A 25,820-nucleotide genomic window follows, 5' to 3' on the forward strand; every position below is an offset into this window, starting at 1 on the left:
CGGCCCATCCCGACAATGACTGTGCCGGCGCTGCCGGTCGACCCCATGGAATACGACAATGCTCTCTGAGGACTACACCCGCACAGCCATCCGCCTCGATCTCTCGGGGGATTGGCAGCTCTCCTCCGTCGACAACAGCCACGCGCTGGCAATCGCGCTGCCGGGCGACGTGCACTCGGCATTGCAGAAGGCCGGCGTGATCGACGATCCCTATGTCGGCCGCAACGAGAACGACGTGCAGTGGGTGGCGCATAAGGACTGGGTAATCGAGCGCACGGTGTCGGTCGCGGCTGCGGACCTCGCTGGCCATTGGTATCTCGATCTCGAATGCCTCGACACGGTCGCGTCCGTCTACGTCAACGACAAGCCGGTGCTCGAAGCGGAGAATTGCTTTCGCCGCTATCGGCCGGATGTTTCGAAGGCGCTCGTCGCCGGTGAAAACCGCATTCGCATCGTGCTGCATTCCTCGATCGCGGAGGGCGTGCGCCGTCAGGCGGAGCAGCCCTTCTACGTGCCCTATCATCCCGGCAATTCGCCGATCGCCAACGGCAATATGCTGCGCAAGCCCCAGTGCCATTTCGGCTGGGACTGGAACCTCGCAATCGCGCCCCTTGGCGTCTATGGCGAGATCGCGCTTTGCCGGCTGGAGATCGCCCGCATCGAGCATGTGACGACGAAACAGGTCTGGCTGGAGGATGGCAGCGTCGATCTGGTGGTGACGCTGACGCTCTTTGCGGATGGGCCGGGCATCGTGCCGGTGCATTTCTCGCTCGACGAGGAGCGCGAGCGTCTGGACTGCGCCGTCGGCAAGGGCGAGACGCGCATCACCCATGTCTTCAGCGTCGCCAAGCCGAAGCGCTGGTGGCCGGCCGGCAGCGGCGAGCAGCACCTATCGCGGCTGGCGGTCGAAGTGCCGCAGCAGCAGGTGAACCGCCAGATCGGTTTCCGCACCATCGAACTCCTGACCGACAAGGACGAGGCGGGCAGCCGCTTTGCCTTCCGCGTCAACGGCCGCGAGATCTTCTGCAAGGGCGCCAACTGGATCCCGGCCGACGCCTTGGCGTCGCGGGTGACGCCAGAGGGTGTCGAGGACCTTCTGACTTCGGCGATCGACGCCAACATGAACATGATCCGGGTCTGGGGCGGCGGCTTCTATGAGCCGGACTGGTTCTACGATTTGTGCGACCGGCTGGGCCTTTTGGTCTGGCAGGACTTCATGTTTGCCTGCAACCTCTATCCCTCGACGCCGGATTTTCTCGACAATGTCGCAGCCGAAGTGGACTACCAGGCCAAGCGGCTGTCGTCGCATCCGTCGATCGCGGTCTGGTGCGGCGACAACGAGCTCGTCGGCGCGCTCACCTGGTTCGACGAGCCGCGCAAGGATCGCGACCGCTACCTCGTCTCCTATGACCGCTTGAACCGCACCATCGAAGTGGCGCTGAAGGCCGCACTTCCCGAGGCGATCTGGTGGCCGTCGAGCCCTGCGTCGGGCTATCTCGACTTCGGCGACGCCTGGCACGCCGACGGCTCCGGCGACATGCACTACTGGTCGGTCTGGCACGAGAACAAGTCCTTCGACAATTACCGCACCGTGCGTCCGCGCTTCTGTTCGGAATTCGGCTTCCAGTCCTACACCTCGATGCCGGTCATTCGGCAGTTTGCGGCGGAGAAGGACCTCAACATCGCGTCGCCCGTGATCGAGAGCCACCAGAAGAATGTCGGCGGCAACGAGCGCATCGCCGGCACGATGTTCCGCTATTTCCGCTTCCCCAAGGATTTCCCGGCTTTCGTCTACTTGAGCCAGATCCAGCAGGGGCTGGCGATCAAGACTGCCGTCGATTACTGGCGCTCGCTGAAGCCGCATTGCATGGGCACACTCTACTGGCAGCTGAACGACACCTGGCCGGTCGCCTCGTGGTCGAGCCTCGATTACGGCGGTAGCTGGAAGGCGATGCACTACATGGTGCGACGCTTCTTCCAACCGGTCTCGGTCGCGGCGATCCCGTCGGCCGATGGCAAGGAGATCGCTTTCTCGATGGTCAACGACACCGCCGAGCCGGTGACCGTCGAGCTGCAGACCTTCCTTGTTTCGCTCGACGGACAGCGCACGCCGCTCGCGGCGGTCGCCGGTACCTGCAGCCCGGACCGGGCGGCAACGCTGGCGACGCTCGCAGCTTTCGACATTCCGGAAGGCGACCTGCTGTTCTGGTCCTTCGAGGCGTCGAACGGCATGCGCGGCGAGGGGCACCATGTCAACGGCACCTACAAGGCGCTGGACCTCAAGCCATCCGGCCTCACGCTCGACGTGGCGCCGGCGGGCGAGGGCGCCTTTGATGTCACGGTCAAGGCGAGCGGCCTGGCACTGCACGTGATGATCGAGGCGGATGTCGCCGGGCGCTATTCCGACAACGCCTTCGACCTCTTGGCCGGCGAGACCAAGGTCATCCGCTTCACCACGAAGGTGCCGCTTGGCGCAGGTGAGCGCCCGCGCTTTGCCGCCTTCGATCTCGAATCCTGCCAGGGAAAAGGTTGACCGCCATGAAACGCAGCCACGTCAACGATATCATCGCCGAGAGCGATGCGTTCATGAAGAGTTTTGGCTTCACCCTGCCGCCCTTTGCCTACTGGTCGCCGGAGCAGCTGAAGGTGCGTGTCCGGTCCGACAGCCCGACGATCTTCGACGCCCGGCTCGGCTGGGACATCACCGACTATGGCAAGGGCCGCTTCGACCAGCTGGGCCTCGTGCTCTTCACCCTGCGCAACGGCAATGCCGCGAACCTGACCACCGGGCAGGGCATGGTCTATGCCGAAAAGCTGATGATCACCGCCAAGGATCAGGTCAATCCGCTGCACCGCCACGCGGTCAAGACCGAGGACATCATCAATCGCGGCGGCGGTTCACTGGTGCTGCAGATGTACAACTCCAGGCCCGGCGGCTCAGTCGACGAGGAGAGCGACGTGGTCGTCGCCACCGATGCCCGCCTTCGCACCCTGAAGGCCGGTGAGCTGCTGAAGCTGAAAGCCGGCGAGAGCGTCACGCTTCTGCCCGGCAACTGGCACGCCTTCTGGGCCGAAGGCGCCGACGTGCTGATGGGCGAGGTTTCGACCGTCAACGACGATCTCACCGACAACTATTTCCGCGAGCCTGTCGGTCGCTTCTCGGCGATCGAGGAGGACGCAAGCCCCACCCATCTGCTGGTGTCGGACTACGACACCTGGCTCAAGTGATCCCAAGGCCCCGACAATCCCAAGCCCCCTTGGCCCCCCCCAAGGACCCAAGACGAAATCGAGGAGGATTTCATGAAGGACGTCAGTTTCCAGCTCTATAGCGCCCGCAATTTCCCGCCTTTCGCCAATGTGCTGAAGGCGCTCGGCGATGCCGGCTACAGCCAGGTCGAAGGCTATGGCGCGCTCTATGCAGCACTCAGCGATGCCGAGATTGCAAGCTTCAAGGAAGGTCTCGACGAGAACGGCCTTGCCATGCCGACCGCCCATTTCGGTCTGGACATGCTCGAAAGCGATCCGGCCCGCGTGCTCGAAATCGCCAAGGCGCTCGGCATCAAGGCGATCTATTGCCCCTATCTGATGCCGGACCAGCGCCCGACCGATGCCGCCGGCTGGCGTGCCTTCGGCGAGCGGCTGCAAAAGGCCGGCAAGCCCTATCGCGACGCCGGGCTGATCTTCGGCTGGCACAACCACGACTTCGAATTCTTTGCCCTGCCTGATGGCAGCATCCCGCAGGATCTGATCTTCGAAGGCGGACCCGATCTCTCGTGGGAAGCCGACATCGCCTGGATCATCCGCGGCGGTGCCGACCCGATCGCCTGGATCAAGAAGTATGGCGACCGCATCACCGCCGTGCATGTGAAGGACATCGCGCCCTCGGGCGAGAAGAAGGACGAAGACGGCTGGGCCGATGTCGGCGAGGGCACCGTCGACTGGAAGGGGCTGTTCCAGGCACTTTCCGGCACGAAGGTCCGCTACTTCATCGCCGAGCACGACAATCCGAGCGATTTCAAGCGCTTCGCCAAGCGTTCGCTCACCTCCATTCAATCCTACTGAGAACAGGTTCATCCATGACCAAGGAACTTGGCGTCGGCATCATCGGATGCGGCAACATCTCCACCACCTACTTCAAGCTTGCCCCGCTTTTTAAGGGCATCAAGGTTGTCGCCTGCGCTGACCTCAACCCGGCGGCAGCCGAGGCGCGGGCGGCCGAATACGGCGTCGAGGCCCAGAGCATCGAGGCGCTGCTTGCCAATCCTGACGTCGACATCGTCGTCAACCTGACGATCCCGGATGCGCACTATCCGGTGTCGAAGGCGATCCTCGAAGCGGGCAAGCACGTCTATTCGGAAAAGCCGCTGGTGCTCTCGCTGGAGCAGGGCGAGGAACTGCGTTCGATCGCCAAGGCGAAGAGCCTTTCCGTGGGCTGCGCGCCCGATACCTTCCTCGGCGGGGCGCATCAGCTTGCGCGCAGCGCCGTCGATGCCGGCAAGATCGGCCGGGTGACCTCGGGCACCTGCCACGTCATGAGCCCGGGCATGGAGATGTGGCATCCGAACCCGGACTTCTTCTTCCTGCCCGGCGGCGGTCCGATCCTCGATCTCGGCCCCTATTACATCGCCAACCTGATCAACCTGATCGGACCGGTGAAGCGCGTGGCGGCTTTGACGACCATGGCCAACCCGACCCGCACCATCACCAGCGAGCCGCGCAAGGGCGAGGTGATCCCGGTCAAGACGCCGACCAACATCCATGCGCTGCTCGAATTCCAGAACGGCGCGACGATCACGCTGTCGGCGAGCTGGGATGTCTGGTCGCATCGCCACGCCAATATGGAGCTCTACGGCACCGAAGGCTCGCTCTATGTGCCCGATCCGAACTTCTTCGGCGGCACGGTGGAAATCAGCGGAAAGGACAAGAACGTCCAGCCGCTCGAGCCCTGGGACCATCCCTTCGGCATCGCCAACCAGGAGCACCCGCAGGGGCCGATGGCGAACTACCGCACCGCCGGCCTTGCCGACATGGCGCTCGCCATCCTTGAAGGCCGCGACGCCCGCTGCTCGCTCGACCGCGCGCTGCACGGCGTCGACGTCATGGTGTCGATCCTGAAATCCGGCGAGGAAGGGCGGTTCATCGAGCTTTCCACCACCTGCACCCAGCCGGCAGCCCTCGGCATCGAGGAGGCGAGGGCGCTCTTGCGCGCCGTGGAAGAGGACGCATCGAGCGAAAGGCGTGCCGCCGCCTCGTAAGTCTACGACCTTGCACCGGGGCGTTTCCAAGAGTGGAGCGCCCCGGTGAGATGGACGGTGAGGACACATTTCCAACGGCGCTTAACACCTCGGCAATGCAGAGTGCGTATACACCCAAGATACAATCTGGGGGTGTTGGAATGCGTGTCGAGACACTGTTTTGGATCGCCGTTGTCGTCCTGAGTTGCCTGTTTCTTCTCTACCGGCATTTGGACCGGCGAAGGCTGAGCAGGGCACTCGGCAAATTGCCGGAAATCTACGGCGCGGCTCGTGCAAGCTTTCTGTCCGGTTCGCGCGCAGCGCCTTCCTCAAGTCAGCCGCGGCACGCCATGCTCGGTGCGCTGCAGGCGCTCTCCGAGACCAAGAACGGTGAGCCGCCGCCGGCATTTGCCGACCTCAGCAAGCGCGAGCGGCGTCTTTTCGAATTGTTGCACGCGACAACGTGCATGAACGATCGTGAATTCAAGCGGACGCTCGCCCGGCTTTCCAAGCAGGAGCAAAAGACGTTCCAACAATTGCGCGACATTTACGGTGGGCCGCCGCCACGCAGATCGTATGTTCGGCAGATGATCGATCACGTGGCCGTTTACAGGCGGGTTCGGCGCAAAGCCAAGCTCGACGCGGAGGCTAAACGGGCCTCGGATGCCCGTTGGGCGGCAGAATATTATTTCTGGGAGATTCCAGACATTTTGCAGTGGTTGAGGACTGAAGCGCCGCGAGATCCTGATCTGTGGCACCTGTTGCCTGGTCTCAATTGGGACTATCCGGAGCTCTACGACGTGCTGTTATGGGTTGTGACCCAGCCCGAATGCGATGCTGCAACGGCGATACTCATCCTTCATCTGATGGCGCCGGATGTCGCAATGGATAAAGCTTCGCGCGGTACCCGATGGCTTAAGCCTGGTGAAGTGGAGCCAGCGGAAATTACGGAGGTGAAGCTTCTCGCCATGATCAGCGTGCGATCGGAGGATTCCAGTTTCGCACGTCACGAACTGGCGCCGGATGGGCTTTGTACTACCGAGAGCAATGCCGGACTGCTTGACATGATGCTTTCAGAAAAAGAGCGCATCGAAGCGGCTGGTCGGAATGTGCCTTTCCCGTTGCCGGTGAAACTCCTGTCGACGCCAGTTCCTGTGACGGGGCGAATGCCAGCTACACCCTATGAAGCGCACGACGATCGCTTGCTCCTGGCGAAATCGAAAAATCTCCAGGCGGTTTAGGCAGCCTGAGCCGCAACGCGAAAGTGTGCAAATCACCTCGATATCGATTCCGGGTCTTCCGCATATGCGCTAGAGCTTTTCCTGTCGGGTATCCGCGAGCACTGCGGAGCCCCTTGAGTTCGCCGGATGGCTGTTCCCACGCCATCCGCACCCGATCGCGGAGGAATTGCGATGACCTGGCTACCGGCGGAAAACCGCTACGACACCATGAAGTATAACCGCGTCGGCCGTTCCGGCCTGAAGCTGCCGGCGATCTCGCTCGGGCTCTGGCACAATTTCGGTGGCGACACGCCGCATGACCGCAAGGTCGACATGTGCCGCACCGCATTCGATCTGGGCATCACCCATTTCGACCTCGCCAACAATTATGGCCCGCCTCCGGGCTCGGCCGAAACCGCCTTCGGCGAGATCATGCGCACGGATTTCGCCCACCTGCGCGACGAGCTGATCATCTCGTCCAAGGCCGGCTACGACATGTGGGCCGGCCCTTACGGCGAATGGGGCAGCCGCAAATACATGATCGCGTCCTGCGACCAGAGCCTGAAGCGCATGGGCCTCGACTATGTCGATATCTTCTATTCGCACCGCTTCGACCCGGAGACCCCGCTCGAGGAAACCTGCGGCGCGCTCGACCATATCGTGCGCTCGGGCCGCGCGCTCTATGTCGGTATCTCCTCCTACAATTCGCAGCGCACCCGCGAAGCCGCCGCGATCCTGAAGGACCTGGGCACGCCGTGCCTGATCCACCAGCCGAGCTATTCCATGCTCAACCGCTGGATCGAGGATGACGGGCTGATCCACACGCTCGAAGACCTCGGCATCGGCTCGATCGTGTTTTCGCCGCTGGCTCAGGGCATGCTGACGACGAAGTATCTGGGCGGTATCCCGTCCGACAGCCGCGCGGCGCAGAACCACTTCCTCAAGAAGGACTTCATTCGTCCCGAAATCATTGACAACATCCGCAAGCTGAACGGCATTGCCGAAAAGCGCGGCCAGACGCTGGCGCAGATGGCGCTCGCCTGGGTGCTGCGCAATGGCCGCATCACCTCGGCGCTGATCGGCGCGAGCCGCTCGGAGCAGATCGTCGATTGCGTCAAGGCGCTCGAAAACGACACGTTCACGGCCGACGAACTGGCCGAGATCGATCTCTACGCGCGCGAGGCCGACATCAACCTCTGGGCCAAGTCAGCCGAGCTCTGATCTTGGCCGAAAATATTGATTTGCCTGCATTTTGGGCAAATCTCATTGCTTTCCGGCGCATTAGACAAAAGTCGAATAAGCGCCGGAAAGCGGCTTCTGGACATGATCAGGTGTTTCTATAAGGTGCGAGCATGCCCGACGGTTGCGATGTCGATTTGCGTCGCCTGCGACGGGTAACGAGGAGGAGAGCCACCCATCGTCCGGGAAGGGGCAGGGTGGATTGATGGGCCGTGGTGCTGAACGCGCCCGCCCTTTTGGCGAGAACTAGGGGAGGAACCATGGATCGCCGTTCATTCATGAAAAACGCAAGCCTTGGCGGCTTGGCCGCAGCCGGTGCCGCAGCACTGGCGACGCCGGCGCTTGCGCAGGCAAACCCGAAGGTGAACTGGCGCCTGGCATCGTCGTTCCCGAAGTCGCTCGACACGATCTATGGCGGCGGCGAAGTGCTGTCGAAATACGTCTCCGAGGCGACCGACGGTGCGTTCCAGATCCAGGTCTTTGCCGCCGGCGAAATCGTGCCGGGCCTGCAGGCTGCTGACGCGGCTGCCGCCGGTACGGTCGAGGCCTGCCACACGGTCGCATACTATTACTGGGGCAAGGACCCGACCTGGGCGCTCGGTGCGGCCGTTCCCTTCGCGCTCAACGCGCGCGGCATGAACGCCTGGCACTACCATGGCGGCGGCATCGACCTCTTCAACGAGTTCCTCGGCACGCAAGGCCTCGTCGGCTTCCCCGGCGGCAACACCGGCGTGCAGATGGGCGGCTGGTTCCGCAAGGAAATCAAGACGGTCGCCGACATGCAGGGCCTGAAGATGCGCATCGGCGGTTTCGCCGGTAAGGTCGTCGAGAAGCTCGGTGTCGTGCCGCAGCAGATCGCCGGCGGCGACATCTATCCGGCGCTGGAAAAGGGCACCATTGACGCTGCCGAATGGGTCGGCCCCTATGACGACGAGAAGCTCGGCTTCTACAAGGTCGCGCCCTACTACTACTATCCCGGCTGGTGGGAAGGTGGCCCGACGGTTCACGCCATGTTCAACAAGGCGGCCTTCGAGGCGCTTCCGAAGAACTACCAGTCGCTGCTGCGCACCGCCTGCCAGGCTACCGACGCGAACATGCTGCAGAAGTACGACTACCTGAACCCGGCGGCGATCAAGCGGCTGGTTGCTTCCGGTGCCAAGCTCAGCCCGTTCAGCGCCGAAATCCTGTCGGCCTGCTTCGACAAGGCCAACGAAGTCTATGCGGAGATGGAAGCCTCGAACCCGACCTTCAAGAAGATCTGGGACTCGATCAAGGCTTTCCGCGGCGAGTACTACCTCAACGCTCAGATCGCCGAATACAACTATGACACCTTCATGATGATCCAGCAGCGTGGCGGCAAGCTCTAAGCTTTCTCCCTTGCTCACGGAAACGGGCCGCTCGCGATATCCTCGCGGGCGGCCTTTTCGTTGCGGCTCGCACAGCGTGTTGCGCGCCGTCGTTTCCGCATTTCGTGGTATGGTTGCTGCCTCAACAGGACGGAGGAAGAGCCATGCCAAGCGAAGGCCAATCCGTCGTGCTCGGTCCCGACGAGGGGCGGCGCTACGACATGGGCGCGATCCAGGCGGTGTTCAAAGCCGATGGCGCCGAGACCGCAGGGCGTTTCTCGATCTCGGAATGGTGGCTGGAGGCGCGGCATGAAGGGCCGGGCGCCCACAGCCATGACGACAATGACGAGATCTTCTATGTGATCGAAGGCACGGCGAGTGTGCTCGTCGGCGACACCTGGCACCAGAAGCCGAAGGGTTCGCTGTTCGTCATCCCGCGCGGGACGATGCATGACTTCAAGAATGAGAGCCGGGCCCGCATGGGGCTGCTCAACGTCTATGTCGGCGGACCGTTTGAGGAGATGATGCCCATGATCGTCGACTGGTATCGGGACAATCCGGCCAAGCGGATCGAGTGAGGCGGGCGGGGTCGTTGGTCGGCTTGGTGACGATCGATTCTCCGGCGGTTAGGCCATCCTGCCGACTGCTATGAAGGCTCTGAGTGGCTTGTGACCTCGAGGTCGCCCCACTCTCCGTCATCCTCGCCCTTGTGGCGGGGATCCAGCGACCCGACGTCCGTCGGGTCAAAAGACCCTTTCAGCCCAACGACTTGGGCTGTCTGGGTTCCTGTGACGAGCACAGGAATGAGGGAGATCTTGGCTTGTGCCCGTGTCTTTCCGGTGACGACGAGTTATGGTGTTCCACGGAAAAAGGGCGGCCGATGGGCCGCCCTTCGTGTTTTCCGTCCGCCTGCCGTCTACTTGAACGACGGCGGCTGGCTGAGGTCGTTTGAAGGGGCGGTTTGCGGCTGGGCACCCGGGCTGCCAAACGACGGCGGCTGGCTGAGGTCGTTCGACGGAGCGGTCTGCGGCTGGGCGCCGTCCTGATCGGCCGGCTTCTGGTCGAGCGGGCTGCCGCCTGGAAGCTGCAGGCCGCCGGGAAGGCCGAGGCCGCCGCCATTGTCCGGCAAGGTGAGGCCGCCGCCGGGGGCAAAGCCGGGCACCTCGATCTTGATCGTGTTCGGATCGACCACGGCCCCCGTCCCCTTGTAGTGCATGACCATCTGCGGGAACATGATCGTCAGCGCCACCATCAGGATCTGGATCCCGACGAAGGGCACGGCACCCCAGTAGATCTGGCCGGTCGTGACCGGCTGGATGTTCTTGCCGGTAATCTTGTCCAGATAAGGCACCTTGGCCGCGACCGAGCGCAGGTAGAAGAGCGCGAAGCCGAAGGGCGGGTGCATGAAGCTCGTCTGCATGTTGATGCCGAGCAGAACGCCGAACCAGATCAGGTCGATGCCGAGCTTGTCGGCAGCGGGCGCAAGCAGCGGCACGATAATGAAGGCGAGCTCGAAGAAGTCGAGGAAGAACGCCAGGAAGAAGACGAGCAGGTTGACGGCAATCAGGAAGCCCGTCTCGCCGCCCGGCATCGCCGTCAGCAGGTGTTCGACCCAGATGTGGCCGTTGACGCCATAGAAGGTGAGCGAGAAGACGCGCGCACCGATGAGGATGAACAGCACGAAGGCCGAGAGACGGGTGGTGGCCGTCAGTGCGCCGCGCACCACGTCCATGTTGAGCCGGCCCTTGGCCGCCGCCATGATCAGTGCGCCGACGGCACCCATGGCGCCGCCTTCGGTCGGCGTGGCGATGCCGAGGAAGATGGTGCCGAGCACGAGGAAGATCAGCGCCAGCGGCGGGATCAGCACGATGATGACCTGCTGGGCAAGGCGCGACATCGCATTGATCTTGAGACCACGATCCAGCAGGGCGACGACGTAGATGAAAGCGACGCCCACGGTTGCGCCGAGGATGTCGGCGTTCTCGCCGTGGGTCGGATAGAGGTAGACGTGCGCCGCATAGGCAAAGGCGCCGGCGACGATGAGGGCGATGATCAGCGAGGTGACGCCGGAACCGAGCGTGCGGGCTTCCAGCGGCAGCGCCGGCATGGAGTCGCGCCTGATGAAGGTCATCAACAGGATGTAGCCCATGTAGAGGCCGGTCAGCACCAGGCCCGGGATCAGCGCGCCGGCGTACATGTCGCCGACCGAGCGGCCGAGTTGGTCGGCAAGAACGATCAGCACCAGCGACGGTGGAATGATCTGGGCAAGCGTGCCCGAGGCGGCGATGACGCCCGAGGCAACCTTCCGGTCATAGCCGTAGCGCAGCATGATCGGCAGCGAGATCAGGCCCATGGCGATGACCGAGGCGGCAACAACGCCGGTGGTGGCGGCAAGCAGCGCGCCTACGAAGATGACCGCATAGGCGAGACCGCCGCGAATCGGACCGAAGAGCTGGCCGATGGTGTCGAGCAGGTCTTCCGCCATGCCCGATTTCTCGAGCACGATCCCCATGAAGGTAAAGAAGGGGATGGCAAGCAATGTGTCGTTCGACATCACCCCCCAGAACCGGTCGGGCAATGCATTGAGCAAGGGCCAGGAGAGGTTGATCGAGTCCGACAGGGGCGCGAGTTCGACGCCGATGATGAAGAACAGCAAGCCGTTGGCTGCAAGCGAGAAGGCGACCGGGTATCCCAAGAGCAGGAACACGATCAGCGACACGAACATGATCGGCGCCAGGTTTTCAGCGATGAATTCGATCATGGACGGGTCTCCGGAGACACGACATCGTCAAGCGGCGCATGGGTCGGCACATAGGGTGTCGGGTCGTCCATGTTTCCGGTCATGATCGCGATTTTCTTGATGATCTCCGACACCCCCTGGAACGCCAGAAGCAGAAAGCCGAAGAGCAGGATGGCCTTGGCTGGCCAGATGATCAGACCGCCGGCCGACGAGGAGACTTCGCCAGAGACATAGGACATCTTCACATAGGGGAAGAGGTAATAGAGCACGAGCAGCACGAAGGGCATCAGGAAGAGGAGGTGCCCAAGAAGGTCGATCCAGTGCTGAACGCGGCGCGAGAACTGGCCGTAGACCACGTCGATGCGGATGTGCTCGTTCTGGCTCAGCGTATAAGCGGCCGCAAACATGAAGGCGGCGCCGAACAGATACCATTGCGCCTCGAGCCAGGCATTCGACGACATGTTGAAGATCTTGCGGATGATGGCATTGCCGGCGCTGACGAGAACAGCGGCCAGGATCAGCCATGAAACGCTCTTTCCGATAAATTCCGTGATCGTGTCTATAAGTCGGCTGAAGCCGAGCAAAGCTCTCATCGATTTCCTCCCCGCGATGGCTCTTATGGTTCTTGTGCCAAGCACAGCAAGAGTGCCGATTTCAAGCGCGCGTTCAAGTCCGGGCCACGATTTTCCCGTGTAGTTGGGCCGCTTCCGACTAAAGTAGAATAGGCCGTTTCGGCGCTCTGCTCATTGTTTGTGCAATCCAACCGGCCGGTGCCGGTACATGACGATCGCCAGCCATCTCTAGGGGCAGATCGCAGTCCCGAATCGATGTGGATAGCTGGTCGCAAACAGCGGGGAGAGTGCTTTACTGTAACGTTGCAGGCTTGAATTTGTATGATTTTTGGGGTCGGATGGCGCCGCCAACGGAGGACGCCTAGACATGACCGCCATGATCCGAAACCCGATCCTTAAAGGGTTCAACCCGGACCCATCGATCTGCCGCGTTGGCGACGATTACTACATCGCCACCTCTACATTCGAATGGTATCCGGGCGTGCAGATCCACCATTCGCGCGACCTCGTGAACTGGAAGCTCGTCCGCCGGCCGCTGGAGCGCGCAAGCCAGCTCGACATGCGCGGCAATCCTGACAGCTGCGGGGTCTGGGCGCCGTGCCTTTCTTATGACGACGGCCTGTTCTGGCTGGTCTATACCGACGTCAAGCGCTTCGACGGCAACTTCAAGGACGCGCACAACTACATCGTCACGGCGGAGACGATCGAGGCGACCTGGTCGGATCCGGTCTATGTCAACTCCTCCGGCTTCGATCCGTCGTTGTTTCACGATGACGACGGCCGCAAGTGGTTCCTCAACATGCAGTGGAACCACCGCACGATGAGTTTCGGCGGCTCGCCGAAACATCCGGCCTTCGACGGCATCCTGCTGCAGGAGTGGGACGAGCGAACACGCCGGCTCGTCGGCCCGGTCAAGAACATCTTTGCCGGCTCACCGCTCGGCCTCGTCGAGGGGCCGCATCTCTTCAAGAAGAACGGCTGGTACTATCTGACGACGGCCGAAGGCGGCACCGGCTACGACCATGCCGTCACCATGGCGCGCTCACGCACGATCGACGGTCCCTATGAAATGCATCCGGACATCTACCTGATCACGTCGAAGGATCACCCCGAAGCGCCGTTGCAGCGCGCCGGCCACGGCCAGTACATCGAGACGCCCGACGGGCAGGCCTATCACACCCATCTGACCGGCAGGCCGCTTGCGCCGCAGCGTCGCTCTCCGCTCGGCCGCGAGACGGCGCTGCAGAAATGCGTCTGGCGCGCGGATGGCTGGCTCTATCTGGAAAATGGCGGACCGGTACCGGAGGTGCTGGTGCCGGCGCCGGGACCGGTGGAGCAGGTGGTGGCTCCCGTCGTCGTGGAGACGGAGTTCGACGACGGCGTGCTGCCGATCGACTTCCAATGGCTGCGCACGCCGCAGCCGGAGCGCATCTTCTCGCTCGACCGGCGTCCGGGCCATCTGCGTCTCATCGGTCGCGAAAGCATCGGCAGCTGGTTCGAGCAGGCGCTCGTGGCGCGGCGGCAGGAACATCATTCCTTCCGCGCCGAAACGACAGTCGATTTCACGGCAGAAACCTATCAACAGGTGGCAGGCCTGACGCATTACTACAACCGCCACAAGTTTCATGCGCTCGGCGTCACCTGGCACGAGACGCTGGGACGGACGCTGACGATCCTCTCGTGCCCCGGCGATTTTCCGCATGCGCGGCTGGAGTTTCCCGTCGGCGGTGGCATCGCCGTTCCCGATGGTCCGCTCGAGCTTGCGATGGAGGTCCGCGACAACGACCTGCAGTTCTTCTGGCGGGTGAGCGGCACAGCGGAATGGCAGCCGATCGGCCCGGTTCTCGACGCGGGCGTGGTCTCGGACGAGGGCGGCCGCGGCGAGCATGGATCCTTCACCGGGGCCTTCGCCGGCCTGTTCGCCTTCGACACGTCAGGCGCTGGCAAGGCTGCCGATTTCGACCGATTCCGTTACGTCAGTCTTGCGGCAGGTTGATCTCCAAACATTAGAAATACGGAATAAGTGATGGATATCATTACGCATTTGTAATGTAGAGTTTCATATTCGGTTCAGGAAGCGGGGACTAATTTTCGGGTGCAGACAACGAAAGGACACCCGAATGAAACGTCTCCTGATCGCGCTCGTCGCCAGCTCCGTTCTGATTACGCCGGTCGCAGCCCTTGCCCAGCCGGCAGGATCCTTCGAGGTGGCGCAGAACTATGATCGTTCGCGTCGACCCGTCGATCGCGACTACGATCGTCACATGGACCGCCGCGTGGATCGTCACGTTGACAAGCACGTCACGATCGAAAAGCGGGTGATCGTCAAGAAGAAGGAGCGCTGGGCGCGCGGCCATCGCCTGTCGCCGGCCGAGCGTCGCCACATGGCGCAAGTGCGTGACTACCGTTACTACAAGCTTCGCCAGCCGCCGCGCGGCCAGCAGTGGGTGCGGTCCGGCGACGACTTCCTGTTGATCAGCCTGGCGACCGGCGTCATCGTCGGCCTGGCGGCAGCACGCTGATAACACCAACCGGGTTCAGCGAAGGGGCGGCGTTTTCACGCCGCCCCTTCGCCTTTTCGGTGACCGGTGCGTGGGTTTTGCCGGTCGCCAAACAGCAGCAGTTCGATGGCGCCTGCCGCTTCCGGCGCGTCCTCGTCCGCCGGCTCATCGCCCAGAAACGGATCGAACATCGGCACCGGCCGCCCGGCGGCGTTGAGCGCCATGCAGATGTAGCGCGGTCGGCGCGGTGCGCGTGCGGCATCGGCCATCAGGCGGCCCGTGGCGACCAGCTGGCGAAGGGGTCGGCAAGATCGCGCCACCGTTCCGGACGAAAGCGCTCGTCGGCGATCAGGCAGGCATCGAGTTCGGCGCGAAGTGCCGCCTCGTCCATCGGGTCGGCGCCGATGAAGACGATCTCCTGGCGACGATCACCCCAGACCGGGTCCAGGTAGGGAGCGACCGCCTTCAGGAAGCCGGGTTCGCGCGGCCATTGCTCCTGTGGCACGGCCGACCACCAGAGCCCCATCTTGCCGGTGCGAACGAGCGGGCCGGCTTGGCTGATCTCGCCGACATAATGCGGTCGGGTCGCCAGCCAGAAGAAGCCCTTGGCGCGAAGCACGCCCGGCCAGGTGCGGTTGAGAAAAGCCTGGAAGCGCATGGGATCGAGCGGACGGCGGGCGCGATAGACGAAGGAGCGGATGCCGTATTCCTCGGTCTCCGGGATATGATCCTTGAAACCGTGCAGTTCCTTGTACCAGAGCGGATGTTCTTCGGCCTTGGCGAGGTCGAAGCGACCGGTTCCAAGGACCTCGCGCAGGTTCACCTTGCCGAAATCGGTTTCGATCAGCCGCGCATCGGGGTTGAGCCCGACGATGATCTTGCGGGCGGCATCCACCTGCTCGGGCGTGGCAGTGCCGACCTTGTTCAAGACGACCACATCGGCGAACTCGATCTGCTCGACCAGGAGGTCGACGAGGGTGCGTGTATCGCCTTCGCCCGCCGTTTCGCCGCGATCGGCGAGGAAATCGAGCGAAGAATAGTCGGCGAGAAGATTTGCCGCGTCGACGACGGTCACCATCGTGTCGAGGCGGGCGACATCGGCCAGGCTTTCGCCGTCCTCGTCGCGAAAATCGAAGGTGGTGGCGACGGGCAGGGGCTCGGAAATGCCGCTCGATTCGATCAGCAGATAGTCGAAGCGATTCTGTTCCGCGAGGTTGCGCACCTCCTTCAGGAGATCGTCGCGCAGCGTGCAACAGATGCAGCCATTGGTCATTTCCACCAATTGCTCCTCCGTGCGCGACAGACCGGCGCCGCCGTCACGCACCAGAGCTGCGTCGATATTGACCTCGCTCATGTCGTTGACGATGACGGCGACGCGCAAGCCGTCGCGGTTGGAAAGCACGTGGTTGAGCAGCGTCGTCTTGCCGGCGCCAAGGAAGCCGGAGAGAACGGTGACGGGGAGCTTTTCCATCGATTGGTTCCTGTATGTTATATCGTTACAATTGCTATCGGTAAAAAAGGCGAGCGATATTGCTCGCCAGATCCGTGTGTGAAACCGGCTTCAAGCCGCGGCATGCCTCGGTTGTCGCCTAGGCAGGTCTTCGCTTGACGTTTCTGTATTCCCGGTCGCCGCCAGGCTCGTCATCCTCGGGTCGAGCCCGCGGATGACGGATCAAGCCCGAAGGTAAGGAGAGGGGTGGGCGCCCCCATAATCGAGCCACGCGAACGCCCAACGATACCGTCTTGGGAGGACGGGTCAGCTTGCCGAGGTGAGGCAGGTCTTCAGCGAGGTGCCGATCCCTTCCATCATCTGGAAATAGAGATCCGGGCCGGCCTCCAGCGTACCGGCTTCCGGGTCCAGTGTTCCGGATTTTGCCGGCGTTCCCTCGATCACCACATTGATCAGCTTCGGCTCGAACTGCGGCTCGGCGAAGACGCAGGTCGCGCCCAGTTCCTTGATCTTGGCGTGGATCTGGGACAGCCGCTCCGCACCTGGCAGCACCTCGGGGCTAACGGTGATCGAGCCGGCGACGCGCACCTTGTAGCGGTGCTCGAAATACTGATAGGCGTCGTGGAAGACGACGAAGGGCTTGTCCTTGATCGGTGCCACCGTCTCCGTGAGCTTGGCGTCGAGTGCGTCCAGGCGCTTGTTCAGCGCGTCCAGATTGGCCTTGTAGGCGCCGGCATTGTCGGGATCGGCCTCGGTGAGCGTCTTTTCGATCGCGGCCGCCATCGCCTTGGCATTCATGGGATCGAGCCACATGTGCAGGTCGGTGTCGCCGTGGCCGTGATCCTGGTCATGCCCATGATCGTGCCCGGCTTCGCCCTCGGCATGCTTGTGGCCTTCCTCACCATGGCCTTCGTCGCCATGGTCATGCGCCTCGAACGCACCGCCTTCGCGGAACTTCAGCTTCTCGATGCCTGGGGCTTCGCTGAGTTCCACCACCGTTGCGCCGCTTGTTAATGCGTCGAGTGGCTTGTCGAGGAAGGCTTCCAGGCCGGGACCGACCCAGAAGACGACCTTCGCTGCCTGCAGGGCAGAGGCGTTCGAGGGCTTCATGTTGTAGGTGTGCGGGGAGGCCGCGCCCTCGACGATCAGCGACGGCTCGCCGACGCCCTGCATGATCGAAGCGACGAGGGAGTGGATCGGCTTGATCGAAACCACCACATTGGGGCTGTCCGCTGCGGCGGGTGCCGCAAGAAGCATGGTGGAGGCAAAGAGCAGGGCGGATGTCGATTTCATCGGGTTCTCCGGGCTTGATTGACGCCCCTGTCCGCATCGGCCAGAGGTACTGTCGGGCATGCAAATCTCTCGCTTCAGCAGGCCGTTGATGACCTTGAAGTCGTCATGTAATGTTATTACATCAATTGCGTTATGCTATAACGTGTGCGATAGCCAGTGGCAACCATGCAAACCGGAATTTTTTCATGTTGAATGTCCGCTCCCCAGATACGCTGCCGCTGGTCAATCTCAGCAATGCCGGCGTGCGCCGCAACGGCCGCTGGCTGGTGCGCGGCGTCGAGTTCTCGATCAGCCCGGGCGAGATCGTCACGCTGATCGGTCCGAACGGCTCGGGCAAGTCGACGACGGCAAAGACGGCGATCGGCGTTTTGAAGCCGGACGAAGGCTATGTCGAGCGCAAGCCGGGCCTCAAGGTCGGCTACGTGCCGCAGAAGCTCGCTGTCGACTGGACGCTGCCCCTGACGGTCGAGCGGCTGATGACGCTGACTGGTCCTTTGAAGGGGCGGGAGATCGAAGAGGCGCTGTCGGCGACCGGCGTGCTGCATCTGGCGAAAGCCGAGGTGCAGCATCTCTCAGGCGGCGAGTTCCAGCGGGCACTGCTCGCCCGCGCCATTGCCCGCAAGCCCGACCTGCTCGTGCTCGACGAGCCGGTGCAGGGGGTCGATTTCAGCGGCGAGATCGCGCTTTACGAACTGATCAAGCAGATCCGCAATCGCACCGGCTGCGGCATTCTCCTGATCTCGCATGATCTGCACATCGTCATGGCCGAGACCGACACGGTCGTCTGCCTCAACGGCCATGTCTGCTGCCGCGGGACGCCACAGGCCGTCAGCCAGAGCCCGGAATACCAGAAACTCTTCGGCAGGCGGGCGGCCAACACGCTTGCGGTCTACAGCCACCACCACGACCACACCCATCTGCCCGACGGCCGGGTGCTGCATGCGGACGGTTCGATCACCGAACATTGCTATCCTGGCGACGGCCATCACCACGACGACGAGGAAAATGTGCACGACCACGGCGAGGATTGCGGCTGCGGCCACCATTCACGACTGCATGGCTATGACGTGAAGGAGAAGCGCGATGCTTGACGATTTCTTCGTGCGCGCGCTGATCGCCGGCGTCGGCATTGCCGTCATGGCCGGGCCGCTCGGCTGCTTCGTCATCTGGCGGCGCATGGCCTATTTCGGCGACACCATGGCCCATTCGGCGCTGCTGGGCGTGGCGCTGTCGCTGCTGCTCGAACTCAATCTGATGCTCAGCGTTTTCATCGTTGCGGCCGTCGTCTCGGTGCTGCTGCTCTTTCTGCAGCGGCGCGGGGCGCTGTCGACCGATGCGCTGCTCGGCATCCTCTCGCACTCGGCACTGTCCTTCGGCCTCGTCATCGTCGCCTTCATGACCTGGGTGCGCATCGATCTCGTCGGCTTCCTCTTCGGCGATATTCTCGCGGTCTCCGAATCCGATATCGACATCATCTGGGGCGGCGGCATTCTGGTGATCTTTGCGATCGTCTATCTCTGGCGGCCGCTCCTGGCTTCGACCGTCAATCCGGAACTGGCGGAAGCCGAGGGGCTGAAGCCGGAGCGCACGCGGCTCTTTTTCATGCTGTTGATGGCGCTGGTGATTGCGATCGCCATGAAGATCGTCGGCATCCTGCTCATCACCTCGCTGCTGATCATCCCGGCAGCAACAGCACGACGCTTCTCGACTTCGCCGGAAGTCATGGCGGTACTCGCCTCGGTCATCGGCGCGCTCGCCGTCACCGGCGGGCTTTTCGGCTCGCTGCACTGGGATACGCCGTCGGGACCGTCTATCGTCGTTGCCGCGGTTGGGCTTTTCGTTCTGAGTCTGCTACCGATCGGCCGCCGCCCGATCGAGGCGGCGCATCATTCCACGCCTGGAGGGCACCACTAATGGCTACGCCGCAACTGACCAAGAACCAGACGCTGGTGATGGATGCGCTCAGCCACTCCGAAGGGCCGATGAGCGCCTATACCATCCTCGACAAGCTGCGCGATCATGGATTTCGCGCGCCGCTGCAGGTCTATCGGGCGCTCGACAAGCTGCTCGAATACGGTCTCGTGCATCGGCTGGAGAGCATCAATGCCTTCGTTGCCTGCACCTGCCCGCACGATCACGAACACGACCATGGCGTCACGGCCTTCACCATCTGCGAAGGCTGTGGCCAGGTGACCGAATTTCATGACGAGGCAATCGAGCAGCGGCTTTCGACGCTAACGCGGGCGCAGCACTTCAAGACCGAAAAGACGACGATCGAGATTCGCGGCCACTGCCAGAGCTGCGCGTAAGGGCAACTCCTTCAGGGCCTGTGGAAAGCTTACCTTGAGGTGTTTGGCGCTCAGTCCAGCCGCGTGAGATCGGCGGCGTAGCGCCGCCAGTTCTTGACGTAATGCGCCGCCGAGCGCTTCAAGCCTTCCACCGCCGCCTCGTCCAGCGTGCGGATCGCCTTGGCCGGCGCGCCGACGATCAGCGAATTATCCGGGAACTCCTTGCCTTCGGTGACCAGCGCATTGGCGCCGACCAGGCAGTTGCGGCCGATCCTGGCGCCGTTGAGCACGGTTGCGCCCATGCCGATCAACGAATTCTCGCCGATGGTGCAGCCATGGATGATGGCGCCATGCCCGATGGTGCAGCCTTCGCCGATCGTCACCGGGAAACCGGGATCGACATGGATGACGACGTTTTCCTGGATGTTGGTGCGCGCGCCGAGCCGGATGGGTTCGTTGTCGCCGCGCAAGGTCACGCCGAACCAGATGCCGACCTCGTCGCCGATCTCGACCTGGCCGACGACATTGGCGTCCGGGGCCACCCAATAGCTACCCTTCGGCGGCGTCTGTGGGCGCAGTGATCCAAGGGCGTAGAGCGGCATCCATTCTGTCCTTTCGCTACATGGCCGATTGCGGCCGGGCGGCAGGCGGCGGACCGCCTGCCGGAAGTGAGCCGGTCAGACGACGCTGACGGCGAGTGCTGCAACGCCATCGACGCCGCAGGTGACCTCGTCGCCGCGCGCGACTGGGCCGACGCCAGAGGGCGTGCCGGTCATGATGACGTCGCCGGGAGCCAGTGTGAAGAGCTTGGAGAGTTCGGCGATGATCTCCGGCACTTTCCAGATCATCTGGTCGAGATCGCCCTGCTGGCGCAAATCGCCGTTGACCTTCAGCCAGATATTGCCGTTGACCGGATGGCCGATCGTTTCGGCGGATGCGATCGCCGAGAGCGGGGCGGAATGCTCGAACGCCTTGGCGGCGGCCCAGGGCTTGCCGGCCTTCTTCGCTTCCGCCTGCAGGTCGCGGCGGGTGAAATCGATGCCGACGGCATAGCCGTAGACGCAATCGAGCGCGTCTTCGACGGCGATGTCGCTGCCGCCACGCTTCAGCACCACGACCAGTTCGACCTCGTGATGAACGTCGGTGGTCAATGGCGGGTAGGGGAAGGTGTTGCCGGCGGCGAGCAGATTGTCCGGATTTTTTTGGAAGAAGAACGGCGGCTCGCGGTCCGGGTCGTGGCCCATCTCGATGGCATGGGCGGCATAGTTGCGGCCGACGCAATAGACCCGGCGGACCGGAAAGCCGACGAGGCTGCCGGAAATCGGCAGCAGCACGGGAAGCGGTGGGGGGATGATTGTTTCCATGATCGTCCGGTCTTGGGCGTCCGCCTAATCGCAACCGACAGGAAGAGCGCCGCGCGTGTGTTGTGCGCTCGCTGTTGCCCGATTTCGGTTCCAGCGAGGCGAGAGAGAATCCGGACGTTACTGCATAAATCCGCGAATCGGAATCGATCTGCAGAAAAATTAGGAACAAGGATTGAGGAAGAAGATTTTGGTTGATGCGCGCCCGGCCGGGCGCGCGCGATCACGGCATCCGCAAGGATGCCATCATCGGCAAAGTCAGGCGCACTGCGCGTAGGCCTGAAGCTGGTCGCGGGTCAGGAACCGACCGTCCGAACGCGAATTGAGTTCGGGATGGCTGTATTCGAGGCTGGGGACCTGGGGAAGCTCAAGGGCCTGGCGCACGGTCATGATGCCGAGATCACGACGGCCACCTTCACGCTTCACGGTGACTTCAACGATGCGATAGAGATTGCTCTCGCTCATATGTTCTCTCCCGTATATCGTTTTTCTTGAATTCCCTTGCGGGGACTAAGGCGCTCCGAAATGGGTTTTTGTGAGGCACCTCAGAATATAGTAGAAAGAAATGAATGCTTCACGACAGAAATCGGGCCATTTCTGGAAAAATCACCCGAGATTGGGCAGTAATGTGCTGAAATGATGCGTTTGTCGGGCGAATGCCCGGAGCTTGAACAATCGTAATCGGCCATCAGATGCCGTGGTTTTTCAATCAAAAAGTCATTGTTCCGCTTGCCCGATGACAAGCGCTCGCCACCTTGACGGCGGCATCTTCCATTCTGCGCCGGCTGGCGCGTCAGTGCGTATGCAGCTCGGCTTCTTCGGCGGCCGAGATGAACAGCGATCGGGCTTCCTCGGCGGTGCGACGGCCGTCGATGGCGGCACGGCAGGCACTGCGAGCGGCGACATAGAATGGTCCGCGGCGAGGCCAGTGGTCTGCAAGGCAGGCGAGGGCGTCTGAGGGGCCTTTGACGGTGCGGCAGTCGCCGCTAACGAAGTCGAGTTCGATCGGCTGTTTCCAGACTAATTGCATGCGTCTCCTCCTCGAGATCATCTCAATGAACATCGGCATTTGCGACCGCCTGCGTCTGGCTCCTCTCGAGAGCGCCGACAGTCGATCTTGCTAATGTAGCGCAGGAGTTTGTTTTTGTAAGCAGCTTTTCGGCTATGGCAGGGCCGGCTGCCAGCGGCGGTGGCGAAGCCATGTCGTGCGAATGTCGCTGGTGGCGTTATCGGGGCATATCGCGCTGCAATCTTTCGGCAAATGCGCGACCGGCAATGAGCAGTCGCCCCTCGCTCGTATTGCCCGCGAGATAGTCGTCGATCAGCATCCTGGCATGGCGCCGCGCCGGCTCCCCGTCGCGTGCCCAGCCCTGCTCGATGCAAAGCGCGTCGAAGACACGCTGCAGCCTCGCCATGTCGATCTTCGACAGCGCCAGGCATTGAGTCGCTCGCAATGGGGCCACCCGTCCCTCCCACAAGGTCGCATTCCCGCGCGCACTATGGCAGAAGGCCGGCGAATTGAACCCCTCGGGAATGAGGGGTTACACAGGCGCCCGTTGTCCTCGAGTCAGGCTGCCGGGACGACGCGGTCGACCTTGGTGCGGCGGCCGCCTTCCTCGATCCGGTAATAGTCGGAACCGATCTGCGCATACTGGTCGCAGCGACGGCCGCCATCCTCGAAAGTGATGCAGACCTCGTCGCCTGATATCGTGTAGGTGCCGCCGTCGCGCACCTCGTAGTCGCGATAACCGTAGCGGCCGTCGGGGAAGAAGGTGGAGTTGACGCCGTTGAGATTGTACCGCAGCGTCTTGCCGACGAGGAAGGCCTGGAGCGCATCGCCCGAGAGCGTCGGGACGGACGGAGCGGTCGGCCGAGGCTTCGCGACTTCCGGCGCCTCCAACTCCATCGATTGGCACCCGGCCAAGAGAAGCGTGAGAAGTGCCGCGATCGCGCGTTTCATGCCGTCCGTCCTTATTCCTGTGACCGGTAACGATACAGGAACGCTGCCCTAGTCCTGTCCGCGGGCGCCGTCAAGCCCGTGGGGGGTGGAACGGAGCGGGCGAGGCGGGCCGATCATCTGCCTTCCCTCCGTTGGCGATCATACGCTCGTCCTCTGTCGTTCAAAGCCGCAAAAAAAGTGCCCGTCGCTCAGAAAAGGCTCGTGCCAACCGATGCTGCCACCGTGGCCGCCAGTGCCAGCAGCAGAAATGCGGCGCCGATGACGGTCGCTATTGTCCGCCGGCGCCGTGCGCCGCTCCAATCGTAGCTCATGTTTCGCTCCGATGACGATCCAGTCGATGCGGCACAATCGGTGATTTTGCTTAACAAAATGGAAACCATGCCCGAATGGTCGCGCGCCGGCGCGGCGCTCCCCCTTTGGGGGGCACTTTGACGGAACCCGGCTGGTAGTCCCGTCAGCCCCGTATTGCGAGGAGCTTGCAGACGTCGTTGTCGCGCAGCAGCTTGTCGCCGCAGGGCTGATCGTTGTGACGCTGGGCGATCCGTGATAGCTCGTCGCGCAGTTGTACGAATCCCGATGATGCGTTCGGTCACCCTGCCGTTGATTTCGGAGCGTTTTTTCGGAGTTCCGGTGTCCGGGCGCGTGCGGCACGCCATGCGGCGTGCGCCTTCGACCCACACACGCCAAGATGGAAGGAAGCAGGGGTATCCATGCGCTGCCTGGTGATCAATCTCGACCGTTCCCCTGAGCGCCTGATCCATATCGGTAGCCAGTTTTCCACCCTCGGCCTGAATTTCGAGCGCGTCGCTGCCGTCGATGGGCGAGAGCTCGATGACGCCGTTCTGGCGATGCAGCCGGCGTCGAAGCAGTGGAAGAGGATGAACAAGGCGGAGATCGCCTGCTTCATGAGCCATCGGACGTGCTGGGCCATCATTGCGGAAGGGAGCGATGCCTATGGCGCGGTGATCGAGGACGATGTCTTCTTTTCGCCGAGCGCCACCCATGTGCTGTCGTCGTCGAATTGGATACCGGCCGAAGTGGGGCTGCTGAAGATCGAAACCTTCCGGCAGAAGGTGTTTCTCAGTCGCGCCCGTGTGCTCGCCGATGCCGGGCGCTCGATCCACGCGTTGCGAGGATGCCATGTCGGCACGGGCGGCTATGTGATCTCTCGGGACTATGCAAAGAGACTGCTCGAGCTCTCGGAGGCCGCGTTTCCATGCCCCGTCGATCATTTCATGTTCGACGACGAGGTGCCGCGGCCGGAGGAATGCCGCATCCATCAGCTCTATCCGGCCGTCTGCATCCAGGGCATGCTGCTCGACAGCGCCGACCCCGCGCACGGAAGCACGATCCGCAAGCCGGCCGCCGCGACGGTCCGCGTGAAGCCAAAGCTCGGGATACACCAGAAGCTCTGGCGCGAGTGCAAGCGCCTGTCCTTGCAGCTAGCGGCCCTGCCGCCGTTCCTTTTTCGCAGCATTCGCTACCGCTGGACGGCCGTGCCGTTCGGCTAAGCCTGGCGCTGTCCACGTTGGCGGCGTGATCACTCATCTGCGCTGCGGTTTCTGCGGCCGAAAGGCGGGCAGAGCGATCTCACTCATACCCGGCCTTTTTGACGTCATCCAAGATCACGCATTCAGAATTTCATGCATCGGACTGCCGGCCGGAACGCCACTTGGCTTCAGGCGGGAGTTGCAGAGATGAAGGAAGGACGATCGGCTGGTCGCCAGGTCGCGAACGGAAAGCCCAGGTTCGTACAGCAGGCCCGTGCATTCGAAATGCAGATTGTAGAAGGCATCTATGCTGGACGCGTGGTTCGTCAGGTTCATCTCACGCACGTGGTGCGTCAAGAGTTGGGGACCAATGACGCCCCAAGCCTGGTCTGCGACATGCACCGGAAAACCGAGCTTTTTCCGCAGCCCCATCTTGTTTCTCTTGCGGCGAGGCAGCCATGGCGGAATGAAATGAAGGTCCTCGGCTGCCTCCAGAAGCTCTTGTAGCAAGCGGCTTTGAGGCGGAATCTTCAGAACGGCGCTGCCGATCAACTTGGAGCTTTCCCATCCGAAAATGTAATCATCTTCGTCCAGGGGCTTCAGGCAATACACATCGCAGTCGGCATAGAGCCCCATACCCTCGCGTTGAATGCGATAGCGATAGATGTCCGACGCAAGAGCCAACATCTTGGCTTTTCGAAAAACGTCGACCTCCTGCAAAGCCATCAGCTTGCTTGCATCAAATAATCTTACGCCTACAGGTGCATCTTCTGGCATTCCAAACGAATGCAGCACCACATCATAACCATTGCGTAAAAAGGATCGCAAACAAGCGGCATGAACAGGGCCGAGCTGCTTGCCGATCCAAACTGTGTTGACAATATTCGACATCAATCCCTCATTGCGACGGTCAGCTCTAACTAAACAAAAATTGTGGTTTGTAAACGAGTTAGAGACGTTCGAGCCTGCCGTCATTCTCGCGTCTGCGCCTTGGTGCGCCCGACAAGACCGCTCGGCCTCAGATGTCAGTCGAGCACGCTGGTGAGAGCGGTCGGGGCCTTCAACTCTGTCCGGTCTGCCACGTCTTCTAACCTTGGACTGTTTGCCCTCTCGCATTCTGCGGATC

27 protein-coding genes are annotated in these 25,820 nt (G+C 62.4%); 14 read left to right on the forward strand and 13 right to left on the reverse strand.

Annotated features, from left to right (window positions below):
- Window positions 1-58 precede the first annotated feature (58 nt).
- From L981_RS29570 to L981_RS29605, 8 genes are all read left to right on the forward strand, one after another.
- Window positions 59-2,533, forward strand: coding sequence for a glycoside hydrolase family 2 protein (locus L981_RS29570; protein WP_043625134.1), 2,475 nt, complete (start codon window positions 59-61; stop codon window positions 2,531-2,533).
- Window positions 2,534-2,538: 5 nt separating this feature from the next.
- On the forward strand, window positions 2,539-3,228 hold the full coding sequence (locus L981_RS29575) for a D-lyxose/D-mannose family sugar isomerase (protein WP_043625137.1): 690 nt from the start codon (window positions 2,539-2,541) through the stop codon (window positions 3,226-3,228).
- Window positions 3,229-3,300: 72 nt separating this feature from the next.
- Window positions 3,301-4,062: a sugar phosphate isomerase/epimerase gene (locus tag L981_RS29580; protein WP_043625140.1), complete on the forward strand. Its 762-nt coding sequence runs from the start codon at window positions 3,301-3,303 to the stop codon at window positions 4,060-4,062.
- A gap of 14 nt (window positions 4,063-4,076) precedes the next feature.
- Complete coding sequence (locus L981_RS29585; protein ID WP_052202090.1) at window positions 4,077-5,255, forward strand: Gfo/Idh/MocA family protein; 1,179 nt, start codon at window positions 4,077-4,079, stop codon at window positions 5,253-5,255.
- A 140-nt stretch (window positions 5,256-5,395) separates the two neighbouring features.
- Window positions 5,396-6,475 (forward strand): DUF4274 domain-containing protein, encoded by a 1,080-nt coding sequence (locus L981_RS29590; RefSeq protein WP_197067210.1) that lies wholly within the window; start codon window positions 5,396-5,398, stop codon window positions 6,473-6,475.
- Window positions 6,476-6,646: 171 nt separating this feature from the next.
- Window positions 6,647-7,675: an L-glyceraldehyde 3-phosphate reductase gene (gene mgrA, locus L981_RS29595; protein ID WP_043625145.1), complete on the forward strand. Its 1,029-nt coding sequence runs from the start codon at window positions 6,647-6,649 to the stop codon at window positions 7,673-7,675.
- A gap of 278 nt (window positions 7,676-7,953) precedes the next feature.
- Entirely contained in the window at window positions 7,954-9,060 is a 1,107-nt protein-coding gene (locus tag L981_RS29600) for a TRAP transporter substrate-binding protein (protein WP_043625148.1), read from the forward strand.
- A gap of 143 nt (window positions 9,061-9,203) precedes the next feature.
- On the forward strand, window positions 9,204-9,617 hold the full coding sequence (locus L981_RS29605; protein ID WP_043625152.1) for a cupin domain-containing protein: 414 nt from the start codon (window positions 9,204-9,206) through the stop codon (window positions 9,615-9,617).
- A 338-nt stretch (window positions 9,618-9,955) separates the two neighbouring features.
- Here the strand turns inward: L981_RS29605 and L981_RS29610 are convergent, their stop codons facing one another.
- Together L981_RS29610 and L981_RS29615 are read right to left on the reverse strand one after the other, a co-directional pair.
- Window positions 9,956-11,800, reverse strand: a complete 1,845-nt coding sequence (locus L981_RS29610; RefSeq protein ID WP_043625155.1) for a TRAP transporter large permease subunit — start codon at window positions 11,798-11,800, stop codon at window positions 9,956-9,958.
- Window positions 11,797-12,372 carry a TRAP transporter small permease subunit gene (locus L981_RS29615; protein ID WP_043625159.1) on the reverse strand — a complete coding sequence of 192 codons (576 nt, stop codon included), beginning with the start codon at window positions 12,370-12,372 and terminating at the stop codon, window positions 11,797-11,799. Before L981_RS29615 ends, L981_RS29610 begins: the two co-directional genes overlap by 4 nt.
- 346 nt (window positions 12,373-12,718) lie before the next feature.
- On the opposite strand from L981_RS29615, the gene L981_RS29620 reads away from it, so the two are divergent.
- Together L981_RS29620 and L981_RS29625 are read left to right on the forward strand one after the other, a co-directional pair.
- A complete protein-coding gene (locus tag L981_RS29620) occupies window positions 12,719-14,347 on the forward strand; it encodes a glycoside hydrolase family 43 protein (protein ID WP_156134280.1) in 1,629 nt (542 codons plus the stop codon).
- A gap of 124 nt (window positions 14,348-14,471) precedes the next feature.
- Window positions 14,472-14,873, forward strand: coding sequence for an RcnB family protein (locus tag L981_RS29625; RefSeq protein ID WP_043625162.1), 402 nt, complete (start codon window positions 14,472-14,474; stop codon window positions 14,871-14,873).
- Between the two features lie 35 nt (window positions 14,874-14,908).
- Here L981_RS29625 and L981_RS29630 read toward each other — a convergent pair whose 3' ends face one another.
- From L981_RS29630 to znuA, 3 genes are all read right to left on the reverse strand, one after another.
- The gene (locus L981_RS29630; RefSeq protein WP_043625165.1) at window positions 14,909-15,121 is read right to left on the reverse strand and encodes a hypothetical protein; all 213 of its coding nucleotides are present in this window, start codon (window positions 15,119-15,121) and stop codon (window positions 14,909-14,911) included.
- Window positions 15,121-16,323 carry a zinc metallochaperone GTPase ZigA gene (zigA, locus tag L981_RS29635; protein WP_043625167.1) on the reverse strand — a complete coding sequence of 401 codons (1,203 nt, stop codon included), beginning with the start codon at window positions 16,321-16,323 and terminating at the stop codon, window positions 15,121-15,123. The genes L981_RS29630 and zigA overlap by 1 nt, the downstream gene beginning before the upstream one ends.
- A gap of 285 nt (window positions 16,324-16,608) precedes the next feature.
- A complete protein-coding gene (gene znuA, locus L981_RS29640) occupies window positions 16,609-17,595 on the reverse strand; it encodes a zinc ABC transporter substrate-binding protein ZnuA (RefSeq protein WP_043625169.1) in 987 nt (328 codons plus the stop codon).
- A 185-nt stretch (window positions 17,596-17,780) separates the two neighbouring features.
- On the opposite strand from znuA, the gene L981_RS29645 reads away from it, so the two are divergent.
- Genes L981_RS29645 through L981_RS29655 form a run of 3 tightly spaced genes read left to right on the forward strand, consistent with a single transcriptional unit; the run spans window position 17,781 to window position 19,904 of the window.
- Window positions 17,781-18,686, forward strand: a complete 906-nt coding sequence (locus tag L981_RS29645) for a metal ABC transporter ATP-binding protein (RefSeq protein WP_043625173.1) — start codon at window positions 17,781-17,783, stop codon at window positions 18,684-18,686.
- Complete coding sequence (znuB, locus tag L981_RS29650) at window positions 18,679-19,509, forward strand: zinc ABC transporter permease subunit ZnuB (RefSeq protein WP_043625176.1); 831 nt, start codon at window positions 18,679-18,681, stop codon at window positions 19,507-19,509. The genes L981_RS29645 and znuB overlap by 8 nt, the downstream gene beginning before the upstream one ends.
- Entirely contained in the window at window positions 19,509-19,904 is a 396-nt protein-coding gene (locus L981_RS29655) for a Fur family transcriptional regulator (RefSeq protein ID WP_043625179.1), read from the forward strand. Before znuB ends, L981_RS29655 begins: the two co-directional genes overlap by 1 nt.
- 50 nt (window positions 19,905-19,954) lie before the next feature.
- On the opposite strand, the gene L981_RS29660 is transcribed toward L981_RS29655, so the two are convergent.
- The 7 genes from L981_RS29660 to L981_RS35860 all read right to left on the reverse strand — a co-directional run bounded on the left by L981_RS29660 (window position 19,955) and on the right by L981_RS35860 (window position 23,515).
- On the reverse strand, window positions 19,955-20,485 hold the full coding sequence (locus tag L981_RS29660) for a gamma carbonic anhydrase family protein (protein ID WP_043625182.1): 531 nt from the start codon (window positions 20,483-20,485) through the stop codon (window positions 19,955-19,957).
- Between the two features lie 75 nt (window positions 20,486-20,560).
- Window positions 20,561-21,247 (reverse strand): fumarylacetoacetate hydrolase family protein, encoded by a 687-nt coding sequence (locus tag L981_RS29665; RefSeq protein ID WP_043625185.1) that lies wholly within the window; start codon window positions 21,245-21,247, stop codon window positions 20,561-20,563.
- 255 nt (window positions 21,248-21,502) lie between these two features.
- Window positions 21,503-21,709, reverse strand: coding sequence for a hypothetical protein (locus L981_RS29670; protein WP_043625188.1), 207 nt, complete (start codon window positions 21,707-21,709; stop codon window positions 21,503-21,505).
- Window positions 21,710-22,037: 328 nt separating this feature from the next.
- Window positions 22,038-22,274, reverse strand: coding sequence for a DUF982 domain-containing protein (locus tag L981_RS29675; protein ID WP_082006202.1), 237 nt, complete (start codon window positions 22,272-22,274; stop codon window positions 22,038-22,040).
- A gap of 196 nt (window positions 22,275-22,470) precedes the next feature.
- Window positions 22,471-22,707, reverse strand: coding sequence for a hypothetical protein (locus tag L981_RS29680; protein WP_245281743.1), 237 nt, complete (start codon window positions 22,705-22,707; stop codon window positions 22,471-22,473).
- Window positions 22,708-22,811: 104 nt separating this feature from the next.
- The gene (locus L981_RS29685) at window positions 22,812-23,204 is read right to left on the reverse strand and encodes a hypothetical protein (RefSeq protein WP_043625194.1); all 393 of its coding nucleotides are present in this window, start codon (window positions 23,202-23,204) and stop codon (window positions 22,812-22,814) included.
- Window positions 23,205-23,392: 188 nt separating this feature from the next.
- Entirely contained in the window at window positions 23,393-23,515 is a 123-nt protein-coding gene (locus L981_RS35860; RefSeq protein WP_256364300.1) for a hypothetical protein, read from the reverse strand.
- Between the two features lie 399 nt (window positions 23,516-23,914).
- Here L981_RS35860 and L981_RS29690 point away from each other — a divergent pair, with 399 nt between their 5' ends.
- Window positions 23,915-24,715, forward strand: a complete 801-nt coding sequence (locus L981_RS29690; protein WP_052202092.1) for a glycosyltransferase family 25 protein — start codon at window positions 23,915-23,917, stop codon at window positions 24,713-24,715.
- Between the two features lie 114 nt (window positions 24,716-24,829).
- Here the strand turns inward: L981_RS29690 and L981_RS29695 are convergent, their stop codons facing one another.
- On the reverse strand, window positions 24,830-25,585 hold the full coding sequence (locus L981_RS29695) for a galactosyltransferase Lgt5 (protein ID WP_156134281.1): 756 nt from the start codon (window positions 25,583-25,585) through the stop codon (window positions 24,830-24,832).
- Window positions 25,586-25,820 lie beyond the last annotated feature (235 nt).

This window comes from Ensifer sp. ZNC0028, from assembly GCF_000799055.1.
Lineage (GTDB): Bacteria > Pseudomonadota > Alphaproteobacteria > Rhizobiales > Rhizobiaceae > Ensifer.

Bases quoted from the DNA above. Each gene is read 5' to 3' on its own strand.
- L981_RS29570 (WP_043625134.1), top strand. From the start codon at position 59: ATGCTCTCTGAGGACTACACCCGCACAGCCATCCGCCTCGATCTCTCG.
- L981_RS29575 (WP_043625137.1), top strand. From the start codon at position 2,539: ATGAAACGCAGCCACGTCAACGATATCATCGCCGAGAGCGATGCGTTC.
- L981_RS29580 (WP_043625140.1), top strand. From the start codon at position 3,301: ATGAAGGACGTCAGTTTCCAGCTCTATAGCGCCCGCAATTTCCCGCCT.
- L981_RS29585 (WP_052202090.1), top strand. From the start codon at position 4,077: ATGACCAAGGAACTTGGCGTCGGCATCATCGGATGCGGCAACATCTCC.
- L981_RS29590 (WP_197067210.1), top strand. From the start codon at position 5,396: ATGCGTGTCGAGACACTGTTTTGGATCGCCGTTGTCGTCCTGAGTTGC.
- mgrA (WP_043625145.1), top strand. From the start codon at position 6,647: ATGACCTGGCTACCGGCGGAAAACCGCTACGACACCATGAAGTATAAC.
- L981_RS29600 (WP_043625148.1), top strand. From the start codon at position 7,954: ATGGATCGCCGTTCATTCATGAAAAACGCAAGCCTTGGCGGCTTGGCC.
- L981_RS29605 (WP_043625152.1), top strand. From the start codon at position 9,204: ATGCCAAGCGAAGGCCAATCCGTCGTGCTCGGTCCCGACGAGGGGCGG.
- L981_RS29610 (WP_043625155.1), bottom strand. From the start codon at position 11,800: ATGATCGAATTCATCGCTGAAAACCTGGCGCCGATCATGTTCGTGTCG.
- L981_RS29615 (WP_043625159.1), bottom strand. From the start codon at position 12,372: ATGAGAGCTTTGCTCGGCTTCAGCCGACTTATAGACACGATCACGGAA.
- L981_RS29620 (WP_156134280.1), top strand. From the start codon at position 12,719: ATGACCGCCATGATCCGAAACCCGATCCTTAAAGGGTTCAACCCGGAC.
- L981_RS29625 (WP_043625162.1), top strand. From the start codon at position 14,472: ATGAAACGTCTCCTGATCGCGCTCGTCGCCAGCTCCGTTCTGATTACG.
- L981_RS29630 (WP_043625165.1), bottom strand. From the start codon at position 15,121: ATGGCCGATGCCGCACGCGCACCGCGCCGACCGCGCTACATCTGCATG.
- zigA (WP_043625167.1), bottom strand. From the start codon at position 16,323: ATGGAAAAGCTCCCCGTCACCGTTCTCTCCGGCTTCCTTGGCGCCGGC.
- znuA (WP_043625169.1), bottom strand. From the start codon at position 17,595: ATGAAATCGACATCCGCCCTGCTCTTTGCCTCCACCATGCTTCTTGCG.
- L981_RS29645 (WP_043625173.1), top strand. From the start codon at position 17,781: ATGTTGAATGTCCGCTCCCCAGATACGCTGCCGCTGGTCAATCTCAGC.
- znuB (WP_043625176.1), top strand. From the start codon at position 18,679: ATGCTTGACGATTTCTTCGTGCGCGCGCTGATCGCCGGCGTCGGCATT.
- L981_RS29655 (WP_043625179.1), top strand. From the start codon at position 19,509: ATGGCTACGCCGCAACTGACCAAGAACCAGACGCTGGTGATGGATGCG.
- L981_RS29660 (WP_043625182.1), bottom strand. From the start codon at position 20,485: ATGCCGCTCTACGCCCTTGGATCACTGCGCCCACAGACGCCGCCGAAG.
- L981_RS29665 (WP_043625185.1), bottom strand. From the start codon at position 21,247: ATGGAAACAATCATCCCCCCACCGCTTCCCGTGCTGCTGCCGATTTCC.
- L981_RS29670 (WP_043625188.1), bottom strand. From the start codon at position 21,709: ATGAGCGAGAGCAATCTCTATCGCATCGTTGAAGTCACCGTGAAGCGT.
- L981_RS29675 (WP_082006202.1), bottom strand. From the start codon at position 22,274: ATGCAATTAGTCTGGAAACAGCCGATCGAACTCGACTTCGTTAGCGGC.
- L981_RS29685 (WP_043625194.1), bottom strand. From the start codon at position 23,204: ATGAAACGCGCGATCGCGGCACTTCTCACGCTTCTCTTGGCCGGGTGC.
- L981_RS35860 (WP_256364300.1), bottom strand. From the start codon at position 23,515: ATGAGCTACGATTGGAGCGGCGCACGGCGCCGGCGGACAATAGCGACC.
- L981_RS29690 (WP_052202092.1), top strand. From the start codon at position 23,915: ATGCGCTGCCTGGTGATCAATCTCGACCGTTCCCCTGAGCGCCTGATC.
- L981_RS29695 (WP_156134281.1), bottom strand. From the start codon at position 25,585: ATGTCGAATATTGTCAACACAGTTTGGATCGGCAAGCAGCTCGGCCCT.